The sequence below is a fragment of the Anaerolineaceae bacterium oral taxon 439 genome, from assembly GCA_001717545.1.
Taxonomy (GTDB): Bacteria; Chloroflexota; Anaerolineae; order Anaerolineales; family Anaerolineaceae; genus Flexilinea.
The window spans coordinates 552,556-573,475 of sequence record CP017039.1 but is presented as its reverse complement, the minus strand read 5'-3'; the positions used below and the strand labels follow the sequence as shown (position 1 = coordinate 573,475).

At 56.6% G+C, this 20,920-nt stretch carries 17 protein-coding genes and 1 other annotated feature; of the genes, 6 read left to right on the top strand and 11 right to left on the bottom strand.

The genetic code is table 11. The features are described 5' to 3' along the window. Positions 1-25: 25 nt before the first annotated feature. The 5 genes from BEQ56_02690 to BEQ56_02670 all read right to left on the bottom strand — a co-directional run bounded on the left by BEQ56_02690 (position 26) and on the right by BEQ56_02670 (position 5,665). Complete coding sequence (locus BEQ56_02690) at positions 26-874, bottom strand: methyltransferase (GenBank protein ID AOH42478.1); 849 nt, start codon at positions 872-874, stop codon at positions 26-28. 13 nt (positions 875-887) lie between these two features. Then, positions 888-1,619: a restriction endonuclease gene (locus BEQ56_02685; protein ID AOH42477.1), complete on the bottom strand. Its 732-nt coding sequence runs from the start codon at positions 1,617-1,619 to the stop codon at positions 888-890. 208 nt (positions 1,620-1,827) lie between these two features. Further along, positions 1,828-3,558 carry an NADH:ubiquinone oxidoreductase gene (locus BEQ56_02680; protein ID AOH42476.1) on the bottom strand — a complete coding sequence of 577 codons (1,731 nt, stop codon included), beginning with the start codon at positions 3,556-3,558 and terminating at the stop codon, positions 1,828-1,830. Between the two features lie 30 nt (positions 3,559-3,588). After that, complete coding sequence (locus BEQ56_02675) at positions 3,589-5,178, bottom strand: NADH dehydrogenase (GenBank protein AOH42475.1); 1,590 nt, start codon at positions 5,176-5,178, stop codon at positions 3,589-3,591. After that, the gene (locus BEQ56_02670; protein AOH42474.1) at positions 5,171-5,665 is read right to left on the bottom strand and encodes an NADH dehydrogenase; all 495 of its coding nucleotides are present in this window, start codon (positions 5,663-5,665) and stop codon (positions 5,171-5,173) included. Before BEQ56_02670 ends, BEQ56_02675 begins: the two co-directional genes overlap by 8 nt. A gap of 215 nt (positions 5,666-5,880) precedes the next feature. Beyond that, positions 5,881-5,980: a binding site (SAM riboswitch class I), on the top strand. Positions 5,981-6,040: 60 nt separating this feature from the next. Between BEQ56_02670 and BEQ56_02665 the strand changes: the two genes are divergently transcribed. From BEQ56_02665 to BEQ56_02640, 6 genes are all read left to right on the top strand, one after another. Continuing rightward, on the top strand, positions 6,041-7,246 hold the full coding sequence (locus BEQ56_02665) for a methionine adenosyltransferase (GenBank protein ID AOH42473.1): 1,206 nt from the start codon (positions 6,041-6,043) through the stop codon (positions 7,244-7,246). Positions 7,247-7,420: 174 nt separating this feature from the next. Further along, positions 7,421-8,260 carry a hypothetical protein gene (locus BEQ56_02660; protein ID AOH42472.1) on the top strand — a complete coding sequence of 280 codons (840 nt, stop codon included), beginning with the start codon at positions 7,421-7,423 and terminating at the stop codon, positions 8,258-8,260. Between the two features lie 105 nt (positions 8,261-8,365). Beyond that, entirely contained in the window at positions 8,366-8,602 is a 237-nt protein-coding gene (locus BEQ56_02655; protein ID AOH42471.1) for a prevent-host-death protein, read from the top strand. Continuing rightward, positions 8,599-9,081, top strand: coding sequence for a hypothetical protein (locus tag BEQ56_02650; GenBank protein AOH42470.1), 483 nt, complete (start codon positions 8,599-8,601; stop codon positions 9,079-9,081). Before BEQ56_02655 ends, BEQ56_02650 begins: the two co-directional genes overlap by 4 nt. Further along, positions 9,074-9,322 (top strand): hypothetical protein, encoded by a 249-nt coding sequence (locus tag BEQ56_02645; GenBank protein ID AOH42469.1) that lies wholly within the window; start codon positions 9,074-9,076, stop codon positions 9,320-9,322. The genes BEQ56_02650 and BEQ56_02645 overlap by 8 nt, the downstream gene beginning before the upstream one ends. Further along, the gene (locus tag BEQ56_02640) at positions 9,319-9,528 is read left to right on the top strand and encodes a hypothetical protein (protein ID AOH42468.1); all 210 of its coding nucleotides are present in this window, start codon (positions 9,319-9,321) and stop codon (positions 9,526-9,528) included. The genes BEQ56_02645 and BEQ56_02640 overlap by 4 nt, the downstream gene beginning before the upstream one ends. Positions 9,529-9,690: 162 nt before the next feature. Here the strand turns inward: BEQ56_02640 and BEQ56_02635 are convergent, their stop codons facing one another. The 6 genes from BEQ56_02635 to BEQ56_02610 form a co-directional block, all read right to left on the bottom strand. Further along, positions 9,691-11,382, bottom strand: a complete 1,692-nt coding sequence (locus tag BEQ56_02635) for a hypothetical protein (protein AOH42467.1) — start codon at positions 11,380-11,382, stop codon at positions 9,691-9,693. Positions 11,383-11,388: 6 nt separating this feature from the next. Further along, a complete protein-coding gene (locus BEQ56_02630; GenBank protein ID AOH42466.1) occupies positions 11,389-12,642 on the bottom strand; it encodes a hypothetical protein in 1,254 nt (417 codons plus the stop codon). Positions 12,643-12,661: 19 nt separating this feature from the next. Beyond that, a complete protein-coding gene (locus BEQ56_02625; protein ID AOH42465.1) occupies positions 12,662-13,201 on the bottom strand; it encodes a hypothetical protein in 540 nt (179 codons plus the stop codon). A 2-nt stretch (positions 13,202-13,203) separates the two neighbouring features. After that, a complete protein-coding gene (locus tag BEQ56_02620; protein ID AOH44370.1) occupies positions 13,204-14,031 on the bottom strand; it encodes a Maebl in 828 nt (275 codons plus the stop codon). 71 nt (positions 14,032-14,102) lie between these two features. Beyond that, positions 14,103-16,715 carry a DNA gyrase subunit A gene (locus BEQ56_02615; protein AOH42464.1) on the bottom strand — a complete coding sequence of 871 codons (2,613 nt, stop codon included), beginning with the start codon at positions 16,713-16,715 and terminating at the stop codon, positions 14,103-14,105. A 198-nt stretch (positions 16,716-16,913) separates the two neighbouring features. Beyond that, complete coding sequence (locus BEQ56_02610; GenBank protein AOH42463.1) at positions 16,914-20,909, bottom strand: hypothetical protein; 3,996 nt, start codon at positions 20,907-20,909, stop codon at positions 16,914-16,916. Positions 20,910-20,920: the final 11 nt, after the last annotated feature.

Genomic DNA, 20,920 nt, shown 5'->3' with positions numbered 1-20,920 from the left:
TTTGATCCGCGGATCGAACCTTCGGTCAGGCTGAATTTTTCACACCGCAAAGGTCTTCGTACCTTAATGAAAATTCGTCCAGCATCGTCCGCCCATACTCCAAACGCTCAACCGTAGATTGGCAATAGTCCCTTTCAACTTCAATTCCAATACTGTTCCGCTTCGTTTGAATCGCCGCGAGCATGGTCGTTCCGCTTCCGCAAAACGGATCGACGACCGTATCGCCGACAAAGGAGAACATTCGAATCAATCGTGCCGCAAGTTCTAATGGGAACGGCGCTGGATGACCATTTCGGGTCGACGCACCCGGCATGTTCCATATCTGCCTGAACCATTTTTGAAAATCAGATTCGTTGATCCGACTTTCGATTCTTTGCTGATCCGTCGGCTTCCTGTAACCGCCGGGTTTCCTCTCCATTAAAATATATTCCAAATCATTCTTGATAATTGCGTTAGGCTCATACGGTTTTCCTAAAATAGAACTGCTTGTATTCGCTTCAAAAGAAGCGTTGGAAATTTTATGCCACAAAATGGGATTCAGATTATCAAAGCCAATCTTCCTGCAAGAGACAGCGATGTCCGAATGCAGCGGTAAAACAGCATGCCGTCCATATTTCCGTCTGGAAAGACAAACGTCTCCGACAACGCAGACAACACGCCCGCCGCTTACCAGAATCCGATAGCATTCCCGCCAGACTTTTTCTAATTCATCAACAAACTGCTGATAATCTTCAATCAGGCCAAGCTGGTTTTCTCCTCGCTGATACGCTTTCAGATTAAAATACGGAGGAGACGTCAAAACCAAATGCACGCTGTCATCTTCGATATAGCTCAAATCACGGGCGTCCGCATGGTACAGAAGATGTTCCGTCATGTGCATACCGCCTTCAAGCAAAATAAGAACCCGCCGCACAAATCATTGAAACAGCGAAGTCCCGGCAGGAAAGATCCGGCCGAGGATATTCGTAATCGATACCATCCGGCAATCCTTTACTTACCATGAAACATGCTGCGTTATATTGACGCTCTAAAAGCAATTTACCACAGAAAACTTCATACCTTTTTTTATAGGACGCACCAATAAATTCATCCAGCACTGGAAAATGCGGAGAATTCGCCTTAATAGGGTCATTCGATTTCTTACAATCCTCCAGCAAAAGAAAATAACCGAGCCATGGCGCTTTATATGATCCAAAAACGCCTTCCCGATAAGCGGTCCAAAGGTCCAGAGCGCTTCCGATCGCCTCTTCCGTCCGATTATTAAAGTTATTGCCAAATGATGGCCCGATCTGGCTTTTAAACTCAATCGCGATAATAAGCCTTCCGCGATCTACAACCAACAAATCCCATTTTTTATTCGGACGATAAAAGCCGGGCAATTCTAAAGAAAAGTCAGTAAAAATACTTTTCTCCGGCACCCTATTCAGAATCAGGAGATCGCAAAACAATTTAACAAAGCTATCCAATTGCTTTCCACCTGTAACAGCGCTTCGATTTCCCTGCCCGGCAAGCCCGCCTGGTCCCTGACGATTTTTTTGCCTGCTGCGTGTTTTCCAAAATGATTCAACAGCATAAAAAACTTTCTGGTCAAAATCGTCCGGCATTATAATCCTGGTCATTCTCTCCCTGCCCTCCGCTGTAATTAGTAGAAGTTTAATAGAAAACCGCTGATCCCGCTATAGGATCAGCGATTCAGACGATCATTTAATAATTTCAGGAAAAACTCTGAGCGTACCGCGAAAGAATTTTCCGAATCCGCCTGCGCGGGATCCAGACAACGCATGGGAGGGGAGAAACGTCAGCTTCATTCCCCTCCCCTCAACCGGTCTACATCTTCGTCCGCATCTTGAATTCCGTATGCAGCAGCGCATGCGCTTTTTCGCCGTAGGGCTCGCCGATAAATTCGTCGTACAGCCGGATCACGCTCGGGTTCTTATGGGACTGGCGGATGACCTTGCGTTCGTCGATCCTGTAAATCGCCGCCATGCGCTTTTCGAGAATCGTGTAATCCTGATGAACCGATGGCTGACCGCCGCCCGCGATACAGCCGCCCGGACACGCCATAATCTCGATCGCATCGAATTTTTCCTCGCCGGACCGAATCTGGTTCAGCAGCATCCGCGCGTTTTTCAGCCCGCTCGCCGAAGCAACGCGGAACGGTTTCCCCTGAATATCGATCGTCGCCGACTTGACGTTCCGATACCCGCGAAGATCCTCAAAAACGACCTGATCGAGCGTTTCGCCAGTGATCCATTCGTACGCCGTCCGCAGCGTCGCTTCCAGAACGCCGCCGGTGACGCCGAAAATCGTTCCCGCGCCGGACGACTCGCCCATGAAATCGTCAAACTCGCTGTCCGGGACCGCATCGAACCGGACGCCGATCTCCCTGAGCATGTGCCCCAGTTCGCGCGTTGAAATCACGATATCGACGTCGGACGCGCCGTCAACCGACAGCTCCGGCCGCGCCGATTCGTACTTCTTCGCGACGCAGGGCATGACCGAGACGACAACCATGTCCTCGCGATCGATTTTCAGCCGATCCGCCAGATATGTCTTCGCCAACGCCCCGAACATCTCGTGCGGCGACTTGCAGCTCGACGGAATTTCCAGCATGTCGCCGAAATTATGCTCGATGAATTTGATCCAGGACGGGCAGCAGGACGTCAGGATCGGCAGCACGCCGCCATGCTTCAGGCGATGAACCAGCTCGGCGGCCTCTTCCATAATCGTCACGTCGGCGGCAAAGTTCGTATCGTAAACATAGTCGAACCCCAGCATCCGCAGCGCCCCGACCATTTTCCCGGTCACGACTTCGCCGGGCTCCATCCCGAACATTTCGCCCAGCGCGACCCGGACCGCCGGCGCGGTCTGAACGACGACTGTTTTCCCGGAAACGAGCGCGTCCCAGACCTTCGACGTGTTATCGACCTCCGCCAGCGCTCCGGTTGGGCAGACCGCCAGACACTGGCCGCAGAAGGTACACGTCGTATCGATCATCGGCATATCGAACGCCGTTCCGACGACGGTATGGAAGCCGCGGCCGACGTCGGTCAGACAGCCGACCGACTGCACGTTGGTGCAAACCTCCTGACAGCGCTTGCAAAGGATGCATTTATTCATGTCGCGGACAATTGAGAGCGAAGAATGATCAATTCTGCACTTGTTCATCTCGCCCTGGAACGGAACCTCGCGCACGCCGCATTCCGCCGCCAGGTTCTGCAGCTCGCAGTCGCCGTTTTTATGGCAGATCAGGCAGTCTTTCGGATGATTCGAGAGGAGCAGCTCGATCATCGCCCGCCGCGTTTTAATCACGCGCGGCGTATCGGTCCGGACCTGGAGCCCGTTCCAGGCCTTCGTCGAGCAGGCCGCCAACATCTTCTGCCGTCCCGGTTCCTCGACCATGCAGACGCGGCAGGAAGCGCTCTGGAATTCGATCCCCTGCTGCTCCTTGAGGAAACAGAGCGTCGGGATCTTGATGCCCACCGAATTCGCGGCGTTTAAAATCGTCGTTCCTTCCGGAACGGTAACTTCCTGATCGTTAATTTTAAAAGTGATCATAACGTCAAATGCCTTTCTCCCGCTTCTTCCTTACGCCAGTTCGATCGCATGCACCGGGCACTTTGCGGCGCACAAACCGCAACGGATACAGACGGTCGGATCGATAAAATGCTTCTGTTTCCGTTCGCCCGTAATACAGGAGACCGGACAATTAATCTTGCACTTTCCACAGCCGACGCAGCCGTCAAGGATGACATACGTCATCAGCTTCTTGCAGACGCCCGCCGGACAGCGTTTATCCCGGACATGCGAAACGTATTCGTCCCGGAAATATTTCAGCGTGGACAACACCGGATTCGGCGCCGCCTGCCCCAGTCCGCAGAGCGACGTATCGCGAATCATCTCGCAAAGCTCCTGAAGCCTTGCCAGATCGCGCATCTCGCCTTTCCCGGCGATAAACTTTTCCAGCATCTCCAAAACGCGCTTGTTCCCGATTCGGCAGGGGGTGCATTTCCCGCAGGATTCCTCGACGGTGAAGTCCATGAAAAAGCGCGAAATATCGACCATGCAGTCGGTTTCGTCCATGACGACGAGCCCGCCCGATCCCATAATCGAGCCAATCGCCGCCAGCGACTCGAAATCGACGTTCGTCGTCGGGACCAGCTCCGCGGGGATACAGCCGCCGGAGGGCCCGCCGGTCTGAACCGCTTTAATCCTGCGATCGTTCCTGATCCCGCCGGAAATATCGTAAATGATCTCGGTCAGCGACGTTCCCATCGGGACTTCTACCAGCCCGGCGTTCTTGACCTTCCCGACGACCGAAAAGACCTTCGTCCCGGTCGACTTCGAGGTTCCAATCCCGGCGAACCAGTCCGCGCCATGGAGATAGATATGATGCACGTTGGCAAGCGTTTCAACGTTGTTGATAATCGTCGGCTTATCGAAAAGCCCGCGTTCCGCCGTCCGGTAAATCTTATTCCGCGGCATCCCGCGCCGTCCCTCGATCGACTCCATCAGGGCCGTTCCCTCGCCGCAGACGAACGCTCCCGCGCCCAACCGCAGCTCGATATTGAACGAGAAGCCGGATCCGAGGATATTTTCTCCCAACAGGCCCAGCTCCTTCGCCGCGGCGATCGCGATATTCAGCCGCTTTACCGCGTTCGGATATTCCGCGCGGACGTAAACGTAACCGTGATCCGCGCCAATCCCCAGCCCGGCGATCGCCATGCCCTCCAGGACGGAATGCGGATCGTTTTCAAGGACCGACCGATCCATATACGCGCCCGGATCGCCTTCGTCCGCGTTGCAGATAACATATTTATGATCGGCGTCATGCTTCAGCGCTTCCGCCCATTTCCGCCCGGTCGGAAAGCCCGCCCCGCCGCGCCCGCGCAGCCCGGACCGGGTCATTTCGTCGACGATCTCCCGTCCCGTCGCTTTCCGTTCGAGAAGACCGGCCAGCGCCTGATATCCGCCGAGCGCAATATATTCTTCAATGTTCTCAGGATCGATAACCTCGCAGTTTTTCAATACGATCCGCGTCTGTTTCTCAAAATAGTCGCCCCGGAGCTTATAATTCCCGTCCCCATCCCGGAAAACGGTCGGAACCGTATCGAGCCGGGCGCAAAGTTTCGGATAAGCTTCCGCTTTCAGGCTTCGTAAAGCGTCGTAGTTAAGCATGGTTCTTCTCCGCCTCCCGAATATTCAGTAAAATCGCCGGAACTTCGTCCGCGTGGACCTGCGGATAGATTTCGTCGTTGATCATGACGACCGGCGCATTGGAGCAGTCGCCCAGACAGCGCGATTGGCAAATCGAGAACATCAGGTCGTCCGTCGTCTCTCCGGCATGTATTTTCAGCTCGTCCTCGAACGCCTTAAGGACGGCCTGAGCCCCTTTCACGTAACACGCCGTCCCGAGACAGACGCTGATCTGATATTTTCCACGCGGGATTTCCGTAAAATATGAGTAGAAGGTCACGACGCCGTAAACCTTCGCGGCCGGAAGATGAAGCGCCTTCGCGATCATGAGCTGCGCCTCGCGCGGAATATAACCGAAAAGCGTCTGCGTCTTATGCAGCGAGGCAATTAACGATTTTTCAGACGGTTCAACCGTCGAAAGAAATAACTTCAAAGCTTCGTACTTTGCCGGATCGATCGGAACTTGCATAGCCTGTATCCTTTCCTGTTCGTGAGACCTTTTATAATTATAGTGTGTCAAGCGGTATTAGTCATAATTAACTCTACCGTATGCATGCACAAACCTCTAAACATATGACATTCATCCTGAATTCATCGTCGAATCATCATTTTTCGCGGCTTCTATTGACGGATCCGGAGGCGCATGATTAAATACCGCTAAATATAAAGAACCGCCGAAAGGCGCTCTTATCCAGAGAGGTAGAGGGACCGGCCCGATGAAACCTCGGCAACCTGATCGCCTTGATTAAGGTGCCAATTCCGACAGGTATCTGGAAGATAAGAGGGAACGATAAACTTTCAAACCCCTCAATTGCCGAGGGGTTCATTTTTTGGAGGAAACCACATGTCAACGTTCATGAACTCACCCAGGTTCTACTTCACGTCCGAATCCGTCACCGCGGGACATTCGGATAAAGTCTGCGACCAGATCAGCGACGCGATCCTCGACGCCTGCCTGGAGCAGGATCCGAATTCGCGCGTCGCCTGCGAAACGGCGGTAAAGACCGGTTTCGCGATGGTTTTCGGCGAAATTACGACCGCCGCGTTCGTTAATTTCGATATCCTCGTCCGCGACGTCATTAAGGAAATCGGCTACGATTCGAGCGAAAAATGCTTCGACGGAAATACCTGCGCCGTGTTGTCCGCGATCTCGACCCAATCCGCGGATATCGCCCTCGGCGTCGATAAGTCGCTTGAAGCGAAAAAGGGAACGGACGCCGATTTCAGTACCGGAGCCGGCGATCAGGGAATGATGTTCGGGTTCGCCTGCAACGAAACGGAAACGTTAATGCCGACGCCGATCTACCTGGCGCATCGGCTCGTCGAGAAGCTCGAAGAGGTTCGGAAAAACGGGACGCTCCCCTGGGTCTATCCCGACGGGAAAAGCCAGGTCACGGTCGAGTACAGCTTCGGGAAGCCGAAACGGATCGAAGCCGTCGTAATCTCCACTCAGCACGCCGCTTCCATGCGCGGGAAGCATGACGAAATCGAAGCCGCGATCCGGAAACATGTCATCGATCCGGTGCTGCCGCCAGCGCTCGTCGACAGCGAGCTCAAGGTCTTCGTGAACCCGACCGGCGAATTCGTCATCGGCGGACCGCTCGGCGACTCCGGGCTGACCGGGCGAAAGATTATTGTCGATACGTACGGCGGGATGGGCCGGCATGGCGGCGGCGCGTTCAGCGGAAAAGACGCGACCAAGGTCGACCGTTCGGCCGCTTACGCCGCGCGCTGGGTCGCGAAAAATATCGTCGCCGCCGGGATCGCGGACCGCTGCGAAATCCAGCTTTCCTACGCGATTGGCGTCGCGAAGCCGCTCTCGATCAACGTTGAAACGTTCGGGACCGGAAAAATCGCCGATGAAAAAATTGCCGCGATCGTCGGCGAAAATTTTGACCTGCGCCCGGGCGCGATTATCGAGCGGTTAGGGCTGCGCCGGCCGATCTTCCGAAAAACCGCCTACTGGGGCCATTTCGGACGCGAGGACGCAGATTTCACCTGGGAAAAGACCGACATGGCGGAGACGCTTCGGAAAGCCGCCGGATTATAGAACTGATATTGATAAAGAGAGGGCTGCCCCAAAATAAATGGGGCGGCCTTTTTTGATTGTCCCGCTGAAACCGGATTGATCCAGCGAATCAGAGTTACAATAAGCTAACTACTTTAAAAATTTAGAAAAGCGGCGGGCGCCGTAAGAAAAAATAAGATTCAGGAGCCTCCTACTATGGAAGAGAAAATTCATATCGAAGAGAATTCGGTACAGGAAACGCTGATCATCCCGCTTTACGGAAGAATGAAAAGCGCAGAGATGTACCCCGATATCTGCGCCGATCCGGCGGCGGAACGCCTGATCCAGCGATTGGATTACGACTTTTCAAAGCATGACAAAGCGGCGGAATCGGCTTTTTACCGGTTCGGGTATCTGGAAGCCGCGAAACGCTGCGCCGACATGATCATCGAAATCAACGATTACCTGAAGGATTATCCGCGGGCTTCCGTCGTCAATCTGGGCTGCGGCCTCGATGAAACGCCGAAGCAATGCGACAATGGCAGCTGCGCATTTTACAACGTCGATCTTCCCGACGTCATCGCGGCGCGGACCGCCATGCTCCCGGCGGGAGAACGGGAGACGAATATTCCCTGCGATCTGACGAATCACGAATGGATGGACGCGATTCCAAATCGCAATGGGACCGTTTTCATCGCGCCCGGCGTTTTTTACTACCTGAAAACGGCGGACGTCAAAAGCCTGCTGATCCACATGAGCCAGCAGTTCCCCAACGGAAAGCTGACGTTCGATATCTGCAACGAGACCGGCTGCAAGATGATGCTAAAGACGTTTATCAAGAAATCTGGAATTAAAGACGTCGGTACGTTTTTCTCGGTCAGCGACGCAGCGCGCGAAATTGCGCCCTGGGCCAATAAAATGCGCGTGGTCTCGAAAAAGTACATGACCGGATACGGGCCGCTGCGGGGGCGGAATATCACCTTATTTAATAAAATTATGTCTTTCGTCGCAGATCATTTTATTAAAACACAGGTGGTCAGCGTCTATTTTAACTAAACCGCACATTAGGAACAGGCGGGAAATCGAAAGCCTCCGCCTCCATATCCGTACAAACCGGCAAGGCAACGCAGGATATAATTAATCAGAAAAGGGAAGTGAAAGATGCATAGCGTAAACCTATCCGCCGCACAAAAGAACCTGTATCGATTGATCATGGATGTCAACGAATATTCTTCGCCCATCACGATAACAAACAGCAAGGGAAAGAACGCAGTTCTGCTGTCCGAACAGGATTGGAACGCAATTCAGGAGACGCTGTACCTGAATTCAATCCCGGGGATGGTCGACAGCATTTTAAGTTCCCGACAGGAGGATGCGTCTGAAAGAGGGTTGGCTTGATTCTGTATCATGGCAGCAACGTAGAGGTTCGGAGGCCCAAGCTTCTCAAAAAGCAGCGACAACTCGATTTCGGCGCTGGTTTTTATACAACGAGCGACCTGAATCAGGCGGTCCGTTGGGCGAAGAGAACGTCCTGGCGGTTGGGAGAGCCAAATTCAGTCGTATCAGTCTACGAATTACGCGATGATCAGATTCTCGATCTGCGTACGCTTCGATTCAAAATTCCAGATCAGGGCTGGCTACGATTCATCGTCGCAAACCGAAAAGGCTTGCCGATCCTCGATTCATGGGATCTGATTATCGGTCCTGTCGCAAACGACCTGACGGCATCGGTCATCGACCTGTTTTTAGACGGAATGTATGACGAGGATGAGGCGATTCGTAGGCTCCTGCCACAAAAATTAAAAGATCAGATCACGTTTAAGACAAATACCGCGATTCAATTGCTTGAATGGAAGGAGGCGATCCTCTGTGAATAAGCTTCAAAAAACTTCGTTAGACTACTATAACAAAAGCGTCGTCCAGCGGATCGTCGACAAATACGCGATGACCGAGATGGACGCGGCGCGCGAATTTCTGCAATCGAAAACGCACGCGATGCTGGAGAACGCAGATCTGGCCATGTGGGAATTCGCGGAAAGGTTCATCTTCGAAATATGGGAAGTCGAGAAAATAACCGGCGACCCGCGAAACTCTGAACATATACGGGTAGACGAATGACCAACGAGATGAAGTTTTTCCTTTTCCTGATCGAACGGTACGCGGCGGCGAAAGACAGGCTCACCGGCGATGTGCTGCGCGAATGGGACGAACGGGGCGTCACGCAGCGGATTTTTAACAACTATGAAACGTATCATCAGGAACGCCTCGAAAACGCGTTCGAAGATATTGACAGCCTGCTGACGACCGGGCGTCACGCCTGGTAAAGCCGCCAACTTATCCACGGGTTATCCACCGTAAGCCGCATCCCGCCATTTATCTACACGTTTTCCACGCCCGATCCGCTCACAGCGTTGCGGACAACGCTGTGCATAAGCTGTGGATACGTTCCGGCTATCCACAGCTTATCCGGATTCAAATTCAGAAGATCAGAAAAAGCGCGGGCGGATCCGGATCAGGTTCAAAACAAGCTGCGCGGCGAAAACGGCTCCGCTCGCGAGCCAGGCGACCGTTCGGGTTCGTTTCGAGAAGATCCCCGCGTCCTCGATCGTCAGCGGCAGCGCGAATATCGCCCCCATCAGCGGCAGCAGCGCCGGCAGGACGTACTGGGTCGATTTAACCGCCACGAAAAAGACGAGATAAGCGGTAATCGTCAGCGACCACAGCGCGACCGTCCGGTAAGTCAGCCGCTCGCTTCCCAGAAACGCGCCGGTCAGGAGCGAGCCCCAGAGGAACGCGAAGCAGAACATCCTGACGTAATGATCCTCGAAGGCAGGGCGCCAGGCCGCCCAGCCGGGGCGGTAATCGTTCCGCGGATCGAAATCTCCTTCGTAGCCATGCGCCATTTCGCCGGATTTTTCGCTGAGAATCTCGATCATGCGTCCGCGGGCGTCCGCGCGGAAAAGATACGGCGACGACAGCGCGACCGTCAGCGTCATGACCAGAATGAAGATCGTTCCCGCCCGAACCGCGCGCAGCCAGGTCGCCTTTTTCCGCAGCACGGCGCCGGTCAGGTAAACCGCAATCGCCGGCGCGAAGAAAAAGCCGTAAAGCCGCGTCGCAATCGACAGCCCGACGCAGACAGCCGCCGCGTAGAAATTCCGCCCCAAACGCTCGTCGTCGCGCCGGATAAAAACGAGCGAAAGGCAGACAAACAACAGGTTCAGTCCGTCGGGATGCCAGAAGCCCTGATTATTTTGAAGCGAGCCGGGCGCGAACAGGAGAAAAACGAGCGTCAGCGCCGAAACGAGCGGACGCCGGAAACGGGTAAACAGGTATACGATCGCCCAGGCGGCGAGAACGAGCGGGACGACCGACACCCCCATCCGGAGGATCGGCAGATTCAGGTCAACCCGATCGGGGAACGCCGCCCCGGTCATCAGCCTGACCGGCGTCAGCAGCAGCGTCGAAACGGCGTAAAAGGGATAGCCGTAATGATAGTCCTCGTAAATAAACAGGTGATAAAGCGTCGCGCCGAACGTCTCCCCGGGCTTCATAACGTCCATCAGGATCGGATAAATCACGAATTCGTCGCCGCCATACCGCGAAAAAGCTTCCAGGTCCGCCGTCCCGTTCAGGTTCGACGGAATCAGGATCGCCAGGTACAGGAGCGAAAGGATCAGCAGGATCCCCATTGTTTTTTTCTGAACCGGGGCGATCGCCTCCCAGCGCGGGAAGATTCGGAAATGGGAGCGGAAAGGCTCCGCGCGAAAAACGCCGCGGTACCCAACCCGAAGGAGCGCAATCGCAAGCCCCAACGTCCAGATCAGCCAGAGCAGCGCCGGACGCAAATTCGCCGGAACGAAAAGCCAGCTGAACAGGAAGCACCACAACAAAACGCCAAGCGCAACCCAGAGCAACAGCAACGCCCGATAGACGCGTTCGCGTACCACGAAAAATCCGGTCAGCCATGCGCTCAAAACGGCCGATTTCCGAATTAATAGAAAAATCAGCACTGCGGCGAGTATCAGTCCGCCCGCCAGCGCGAGCCGCAGCGGCGAGTAACCGAAAAGAACGGCCGAAGACGCTTCGGACCGTGTTCCCAGCGTCCAGCCAACGGCAAGAAGCGCGGCCCACGCCGAAGCGCGGAGCGCGGCGCGAAGTCTCCCTTCGGTTATCATCGCCGTTTACAGCCCCGTCGAAGAAGCCGCACCGCCGCCCAGCGTCACGTCGACTGTCATACGCTCCGAACCACGGATCAGCTCAACGCTGACTCGTTCGCCCGGACCATACGCGAAGAGCGCGTTATAGAAAGAGCCGTCGGCGTCGATCGAGCGCGATCCGATCTTCGTCAGGATATCCCCGGCGCGGATTCCCGCCTGATCCGCCGGGCCGCCCGCGATCACTTCATAAACGTACGTCCCATAGCTGACCGGGAGGTCGAACCGGTACGCCAGCCGCGGCGTCAGGTCCTGCCATTGGATCCCGAGGTAAGGCCGCTGGAAATCGCCGTTCGCGATCATCTGATCGGCGATGAGCTTAGCCGTATTCGACGGGATCGCGAACCCCAGCCCTTCGGCGCCGGCCGAGCTCGACGACGACCCGCGAACGATCATGACGTTAATCCCGATAACCTTTCCGTCAAGATTCATCAGCGGCCCGCCGGAGTTCCCCTGATTAATCGCCGCGTCGGTCTGGATCAGGTTCTCCATATAGTACCCGTCATCGGTCGGAAGGAAGCGGCCGGTCGCGGAAACGACGCCGGTCGTGACCGTATTTTTAAAGCTTCCCAGCGGCGACCCGATCGCGATAACGGTTTCGCCGGATTTCAGCGAATCGGAATCGCCGAGCTCCGCGACCGCTGGAACCACCCCATTCATCTTCAGAACCGCCAGATCGCTGAATTGGTCGCTGCTGATCAGCTCGGCGGGGATCGTCTCGCCGGTCGCGAGCTCGATCGTAAACGACGAAGCCCCGTCGACGACATGATTATTCGTCAGCACGTAACCATCCGGATGAATAATGACGCCCGACCCCATGCTGGTACTCGACCCCTGCGGGCGCATAAAGAAGCCCCAGTAGCCGTAGCTTCCGGCGTCGATCGGCTTCTCGGCGGTAATCGTGACGACGGCCGGCCCGACCGACTCTACGACGCGCGTGACCTCGCTGTCGACGCTGACTTCGCGGATCGTCTCCTTCGTCAGCGCGCGCAGCGGCGCTGACGCCGCCTGCGTCTGGAGCGCGCGGATTTCGTTCCGAAGCGACTCGATCTCGCCGCTGTTCGCCGGCGATTCGTCGAGCCCGCCCTGAATCAGCGCGAATACGCCCGCGCCGAGGAACGAGAACGCCAGCGCGGCGATCGCCAGCAGGATTATTTCGCCGCAGGATCGCCGCGATTTCCGCGGCCGGCGCGGCGGGGTGATATCAGCGTATGAATTCATCTTCGTAAAGCTCCTCCCGTTATTTTTTCGGTCGGAAAAGCGATCGGATTAAAAGATAGAAAGAAAAAAGCGCCCAGATCCAGGCATACTGGCCCGGCCCTTTTTTTCCCGTGCAGGCGGCGATCCGCCGCAGCTGAATCACGCGGGAAATCGCCCGCCCGGCCATCGCGCGTGCGCCGATCGCCCCGTAAAGCTCCCGCTCGTGGATTCCGGCCAGGACCGCTTCCGCTTCCTCGCCGGGAAGCATCCGCGCTTCAGCGCTGAACCAGCCGTCGTCGGACCAAAGCTGAACGATCGAACCGGAAAGGATCCGCCGTTCGGCCTCCGCGCTCTTCGAACCATGGATCAGCGCGTAAAGCGCGCCATTTTTCTCAAAACAGAAGCAGCCTTCCTTCGCCGCGCCGTCGGAAAATACAAGGATCAGCTCGCGTCCGAAAAGATCGGGGAACGCGTTCCGGAGCGGCCCCAATCCGGTCGCCCAGACCCAAACCGACCCCATTTCCTTCGCCGCTGAAAGCGCCGAAGTCAGGCGGTCCATCAGATACTCCGGCGTCGCCATCGTTATTTCGCTTTCATCGGATCCGGCGTCCGGAGCCGCGCGTAAATCGCCGCCGTCCCGTCCGTCCCCTTGACTTCCTTCGTCTCGATTACGTCCGGATACGCCTGGATCATCAGCGACAGCTGACGATAACCGAAGGTCCGCGAATCGAAACCGGGGTCGAGCTGACGCAGGTGATGCCCCAGCGTTCCGAGAAACGCCCAGCCGTTATCGCTCGCCGCTAAATCGAACGCGGAACGCAGCAGCGGCAGCGGATCGTTCGAAGCGCTGTCGAGTTCGAGCGTCGGGTCCGTGACGGCCGGCGCCGACGGAGCCGTATTTTGCGCCGCGGACGCTTTAGCCGTTTTGCGCTTATGCGAACCCCCGTTCCCATTTCCAGAACCGCTCCCCGACGCGGGGGCGGAACGAAGCTGATCCGCGGGGACGAGGTTTTCAGTATACACGAACACATCGCAGGCGTTTACGAACGCGCGCGGCGTAATTTTCTTGCCGATCCCCATGACGAAGATACCCTGTTCGCGGATCCGGGTCGCCAGGCGCGTATAATCGCTGTCGCTCGAAACGAGGCAGAACGCGTCTACCGTTCCCGAATAAAAGATATCCATCGCGTCGATAATCATCGCCGAATCGGTCGCGTTCTTGCCGACCGTGTAGCGGAACTGCTGGATCGGCTGGATCGCGTGGCTCTGAAGCGTGTCTTTCCAGCCTCCCATATTCGCCGAGGTCCAATCCCCGTAAATCCGCCGGATCGTGATCAGGCCGTATTTCGTCGTCTCTGCCAGAATTTTATCGATCAGCGACGGCTGCGCGTTGTCGCCGTCGATCAGCATGGCGATCCGCTGCGTCGGCGTGACGTCGGCGATATCCTTAATTGTAAAACTCGAATTAATTAAATCTGAATTCATACTTCTCCGTCTTCATCCTCATCCCCGGCGTCCTCGTCGAGTTCCTCTTCTTCCGGTTCGTCGAGATCGTCCTCCGCGAGTTCGCGATCGAGCTCGTCGAGTTCGTCCGCCGGGCTGATCGCTTCGCCGGTCTCGCCGTCAAGAACGACGTCCGCTTCTCCCGCCGTTTCGTCATGCTCGCTGGCGACGACGGACACGATCGCCGCGTCCTCGCCGAGCCGGATGACGCGGACCCCGCGCGCAGCGCGCCCCTGAACCGGGATCTTATCGCCGCGGAGTCGGATAATATTCCCAACGCTCGTCAGGAAGGTCGCGTCCTCGTCGTCGGCGATAACGATTGCCGAAACGATCCGGCCGCAGATATCCAGACACCGTGCGCTGGTCACCATCACGCCGCCCGTTCCGCGGCCATGCGGCGTCAGCGAAGAAACGAGGATCCGTTTCCCGATCCCGCGCTCGCTGATAATCAACAGCTTTTCTTCCGGGCGGCAGACCGCCATCGAGGCGACGCGGTCGCCCTCCGCTAATTTCATCGCGCGAACGCCGGAACCCGTCCTGCCGATCGCGCGAATTTTCTTTTCGCCGAAGCGGAGCCCCTTGCCGTTGCGACTGACGATGACGACGTCGTCGTTCCCGCCGGTAATCTTCGCCCAAAGCAGCTCGTCGCCTTCCTCCATCCCCATCGCGATAATCCCGGAGGAGCGGATATTCGCGAAATCGGAGAGCGGCGTCCGCTTGACCTTCCCGTTCGCGGTCCCCATCAGCAGGTATTTCGCCGGCGAGAACTCATGAACGCAGACCATCTCGGTAATTTTCTCGTCCGCCTCAAGATTGATAATATTGATCGCCGGCGTCCCTTTATCCGTCCGCCCGCCCTCGGCGATCCGGAAGACGTATTCGGCGTAAACCTTCCCGCGATCCGTAAAGAAGAGCATCTTATCCAGCGTATTGGCGTGAACGAGCTTGAGCGCATGGTCTTCATCCTTGAGCGCATGACCCGCGATCCCCATCGCGCCGCGGTTATACGTCCGATAAGTATCGGAGTTGACACGCTTGATATAGCCGCGCTTCGTCAGAGAAACGAAAACCGAGCGATCTTCAACCATGTCCAGATCGTCCAGCGCGTCGGTCGCGTCCAGATCGATCGTCGTCCGCCGCTCGTCGGCGTATTTCTCGCGAATTTCGCGGGTTTCCGTCTCGACGATCCCCAGCTGCAGCTTTGGATCGGCTAAGACCGATTCAAGATACGCGATCCTGTTCCGGATTTCGGCGAGCTCGTCTTCGATTTTCTGCTGTTCCAGCGCGGAAAGCCGGCGCAGCTGCAGGTCCAGGATTGCCTGCGCCTGAATATCGGTCAGCCCGTACCGCGTCATGAGCTGTTCTTTGGCGGTCGGAGTATCCTTCGCGGCGCGGATCAGCGCGATAACGTCGTCCAGATTTGCCAGCGCGATCATCAGGCCTTCTAAAATATGGGCGCGTTCCCGCGCCTTGCGGAGTTCGTATTCGCTGCGGCGGCGCACGACGACGAGGCGGTGGTTGATAAAAATCCGAAGCGCCCGTTTCAGCGAAAGCGTCCGCGGCTGGTCCTCGACCAGCGCCAGGTTGATCACGCCGAACGTCGATTGGAGCGGCGTATGCTTATAAAGCAGGTTGAGAACCTGATTCGGCTGGCTCCCTTTTTTCAGCTCGATCACGATGCGCATGCCATCGCGGTCGGATTCGTCGCGCAAATTAAAAATCTGATCGATCCGTCCCTCGCGCGCCATTTGCGCAATGCGTTCGATCAGCGTCGTTTTATTGACCTGATACGGAATTTCGGTGATGACAATATCGTAGCGTTCGCTTCCGCGCGTTTCTTCAAAATGCGTTCGCCCGCGGACGACGATCTTGCCGCGGCCGGTCGAATACGCCTGCGCGATCGCTTCGCGGCCCATGATCACGCCGCCGGTCGGGAAATCCGGTCCCTTAACGAAATTCATCAGGTCGTCGACCGAAATATCGTCAAGGTTGTCGAAATTCTCGATCATGTAGTTAATCGCGTCGCAGAGCTCGCCGAGATTATGCGGCGGAACGTTCGTCGCCATCCCGACCGCGATTCCCGACGACCCGTTCATCAGCAAAAGCGGGACCCTGGTCGGCATGACCGTCGGTTCCTTCAGCGTCCCGTCAAAGTTATCGGTGAAATCGATCGTGTCTTTATCGATATCAGCGAGGATCTCCTCGGTAATTTTTTCGAGCCGCGCCTCCGTGTACCGCATCGCCGCAGGGGAATCGCCGTCGATCGAACCAAAGTTGCCCTGCCCGTCGACCAGCGTGTAACGCATCGAGAAATCCTGCGCCATGCGCGCCATCGCGTCGTAAATCGAGCTGTCGCCATGCGGATGGTACTTGCCTAAAACTTCGCCGACGATACGCGCCGACTTCTTGTGCGCTCCGCTGGCGCGAATCCCCATGTCCTGCATCGCGAACAGAATCCGGCGATGAACCGGCTTCAACCCGTCCCGGGCGTCGGGAAGCGCGCGCGAAACGATAACGCTCATCGCATAATCGAGATACGCCTCCCGCATTTGCCGATCGATATCGACTAACTGAATTTCATCTTTTTCCATATAAGTCCGTGCGCTCAATCTTTAAAATTTAACGGATTAATTATATCACCCTCTGGTCCCATCCGTCCGACACCTCGGGAACCGATCCGCTCCGCAAAGCTTCTCATTCCTTCAAAAAGAGCGCGCGAAAGCGTCGTTCCAGCTTCCGCACGCCCCAGTTCATCGATCGCAGAGAAAAAGAACCGATCGCGCCGCGGCTTAACCCGGCGGCTGGTCCGGCATGACCTCGTTCGGGTCAAGCGGACAGGGGATCCTGAACCCCGCGGGATACATCTCCAACGCCTCGTTCACCGGAACGTCCGTCGGCTGAATCGAGATATTACTCTGTCCCACGTCGCCAATATACGCCCAGACCCATCCGTTATTCCGCTCCGCGCTCGGATAGCGGACGAGGACCCAATAATCGCGCGTCCCGGTCGGCTGACAATAGCGCAGGATCTCGATCGGCGAATCCACGGCAAGATGCCCGTTGGAAAGATTCACGCTCAGCCCCGTCGGAAGCGCGTATACGCCAATGCGCTTCCGCCTGACCTGCCCGGAGATCGGCGCGATCGTCGGTTCGGGCGTCAGCGTTATCGTCGCCGTCGGCTCAGGCGTCGCCGTCGCGGTTCCCGTCGCCGTTGGTTCGAGCGTATCCGTCGGCGTCAGCGTCGCGGTCGGCGTCAGCGTAACCGTCGAGGTCACCGTCGGCGTCGGCGTCAACATCATAATCAGCTTCGGCGAATAATAGTACAGTCCCACAATCAACGTCAGGATCGCCAATAGAATCGCGATCAGGATCCCGCCGGCCCGTCGCCGCTTTTTTCGTTCGCCCTGAAGCTCGCCGAGCGTTTTCGCTTCCCGCTCGGTCAGCGCCATCGTCCCAAGCGCCGCCAGGTCCTGATCGACCGTCTGCGACCTGCCGTCCCGTTTCGCGCCGCGCTTCTGACTTTCCCGGACCGACGTGAGGATCTGCGCGGCCTGCGACCGGGTTTCGAGCCATTTCAACCGTTCGTCGAACGCGCCCTGAAGCGAGCCCAATCCCGATGGAATGCGCTCCGTTAAATCGCGTCCAACGCGCCGAAGCGAAAAAATCGCTTCCGGCGTCAGCTCAGACGTTTTCGTGAACGAGGGGCTGATCGCGTCGTCGATCGACGACGCCCAACGCAGCGTATCGATCAGGAAGCCGCACTGCTTTGGATACGGGTTAACTTCCGGATCGACCTCGATCTCTTTTTCCAGCGTCCCTTTCATCAGCGTCAGCCGGTTCAACAGGCCGGAAATCGCGTCCGCTCCGCCCGTCTCCGGATCGAGCACGTTCCGAACCGCGTCGAGAATCGGCGAGGATCCGGACTCGTCACGGGCGAACTGCGCCACGACGTCGTCATAGCGCGTTTTCAGCTCCTCGATCCGGAGCGACGCGTTATCATGCCGGATCGAAAGCCAGTCGGGCCAGGCGGCGATATTTTCGGTATTGAAAGAGTTTATTATTCGTCCAGCCGACCTGAAATCGCCGATTTTAATAAACTGGTCCGCCTGCCGGATCAGGATTTCCAGCGCCTGATTCGTATTGCGGACCTCGTCGATCCTGAGGCGCGCTTCGAAAATCTCCTGCCGGTGATTCTCGATCCAGGCCCGTTTCTCGACCGCGTCTAAAACCTCTTCGGCGTTCTGGAGTCCTTCCTCCCCGGTCATGACCCAGGTCTCAAACCGGCGCATCAGGTTCGAAAAATCGAGCGCTTCCTGATTCTTGAGCCGCTTGATCCGGTTGTCCGCGGTTTCCAGCCGACTCCGTCCGTTCCCGTCGAACGACTCAAACGAACCGAAAGATTCGATTCTGTCGGAAATCCGCCGGATCGTCTCGATGTCCTCTTCCGAAAGCGGCTTCGATCCGTCAAGCTCCAGCTCGATAAACTCGTCGATTTCCGAAAGCGAACGCTCCTGCGCCTCTCTGCGGTTCTTCACCTCCGCTAAAAGCTGCGCGGCGTTTACCGTATTCAATTCGTTCAGCGAAAGCGTCGCGAAATCCTCCGCGTCCTCGTAATCGCGGCGTTCCAACGCTTCTCCCGCCTGCGAATAGTAGAATTTCGCCTGTTTCGTCCGGTTTGCCTGATAAATCCGATCGATTTCGAATTTAATCGCCGGATCCTCTTTCTCCTCCTCGGTCAGCGTCCGCTCGATAAAATCGGCGGCTTCCGCGTAGGAATCCCCACTGTCGAACGCGTAAAGCGTTTCGAAAATACGCTGCCGGCGCGTCTTGATTTCGAATGGGGCCGCCGCTTCCCGCCCGGCGTCCGCCACCGTCGTTTCTTCCTTCTTGTCCTGCATGATATGATCTTCCTTACGCACGGATAACCGGTTCGCCTTTTTCCGCAGTGTTTTATACGCAGGGAATTCCGCCAGCGCTGAATCGCTCAGCTCGTTCAGCGCAGCAGCGTCCGCTTCCGTGACCCGTCCGGCCTCAACGGCGCGCTGGGCCGCGGCGACCGCCTCGCTTTTCTCCGCAATCACGGAAAGGATCGCGTCCTGGTGCGAAAATTGCCGGCTGAGCTTCAGCGGGACGTCGATCCAGGCTTCCCGGTACCGCGCCTCAACCGCCGCGAAAGCCGCGCGATAGGCCTCGTGTTCCGGCTCAGCGAGCTGGAGCGAGGCGACCGCCTTTTCATACAGGCGATCCATCTCTGCCACGCTGGGATCGGCCGCGGCCCTGGTATCGCGGAGCTTCCTGACCCGCTCTTCGAGCCGCTTCAGGCTCTCGCGGTCCGAAGCGGTCAGGGCGCCCTTGAGTTCCTGAAGCGCTTCGATCGTCTCCGAAGCGCCGTCAAAGTTGCCTTCATCAAGCGCCCGCGCGACCTTCTCGGTTTCCAGATCAAGCGAAAACGACCGCATCCGCTCCAGCTTTTCGGTTAATTCGCGCCTGAAATCGGCCAGCCCCGGCGTCGCGGCGTCAAGCCGGTAAAAAACGCTGATCTCCGCGAGCCAGTTTTCCAGCTCGGAAACAGATTCGAATTTCTCGTCGCTGTATGCCTTCCGAATCTCGTTCAGCCGGAACCCGAACTTTTCCCGCTGCGCCCTGGCTTCCCGAAGCCGATCGGAAAGCTCCTGAATCCGGGCGACCGTTTCCTTCGGGAGCTCGATATTCCCGAGATATTCCCCCTCTGCGTACGTCGAATCGCTCGTTCCGGCTTCGAGCGCTAAGCGAAGGTTGTCCTCCGCGGTCGCGAACTCGCCTATTTCGAACGCTTTGAGCGCCAGTTCGTAATATCCGTTTCCGCGGTTCGCGACGTCCAGAATCGCTTCCTCTTTAAGTTTACTGTTCTTTTCGCGAAGCTCGCCGATCCGTTTATCCGCCTGAATCGCGCGCTCCGACGATAAATCGAGCGTCCCGATTTCCGCCAGTAATAAATTCATCAACCGGGCGTTGTTGTTATACAGGACGCGGACGTTTTTCGTTTCGGCGTCTTCCAGCGAACGAATCGACTGCTCGAGTTTCAGGATTTCTTCGAGATCCTGATCGTCGCCGCTGAGACGATGGGTCCAGCTTTCCCCCTCAGCGCGGGTAATCATCTTCAAAAGCTCCTCGCGCTCCATCTCCGCGTCGAAAAGCTTAATCCCCAGCTTTTCCAGCCCCAGCGTCGCATACTCATTAATCAGGCGCATGGCTTTCTGATACGAGGCGAGCCCGCCCTTCTCGCGCAGCGCGCTGACTTCCTTCTGAATCGAGAGGCCTTTCGAAAACTTCCCGACAAGGTCCAGCGTGGAATGAATCTTCATCCGCAGCGACGAAACCTGATCCCAGTTGGGATACGTCCGCTGCGCGTTTTCGATCGCCTCCTCCGCCCGCGTCGGGTTGAACTCGATCTGGATATATTCCGCCGCTTTCCCGACCAGCGCTTCCGCTTTTTTAAGCGCCGACTGATCGCGGAACGCCTGAATATTGCGCATGAGAACCTGATATTCGGGATGGGTAACGCGGACGTTATCCGGAATCTGGTTCAAGATGAATTCGGACTGCTCGGGATCGCCGTCGAGACGGGCGACCGCTTCGGAGAAATCGATCTGATAACCGCGATACTGATCCAGGAGAAGCCGAAGCTTATTCAGGTCAGAGGTCGAAAGCGACGTCAGGTTCTGATCGATCTGGTCTCCGGCTTCTTTTAACTGCCAATCCAGAATCAGTTCGATAATTTCAGCGAAAGTTGTTTTCTTGCTCATAGCTGGACGCT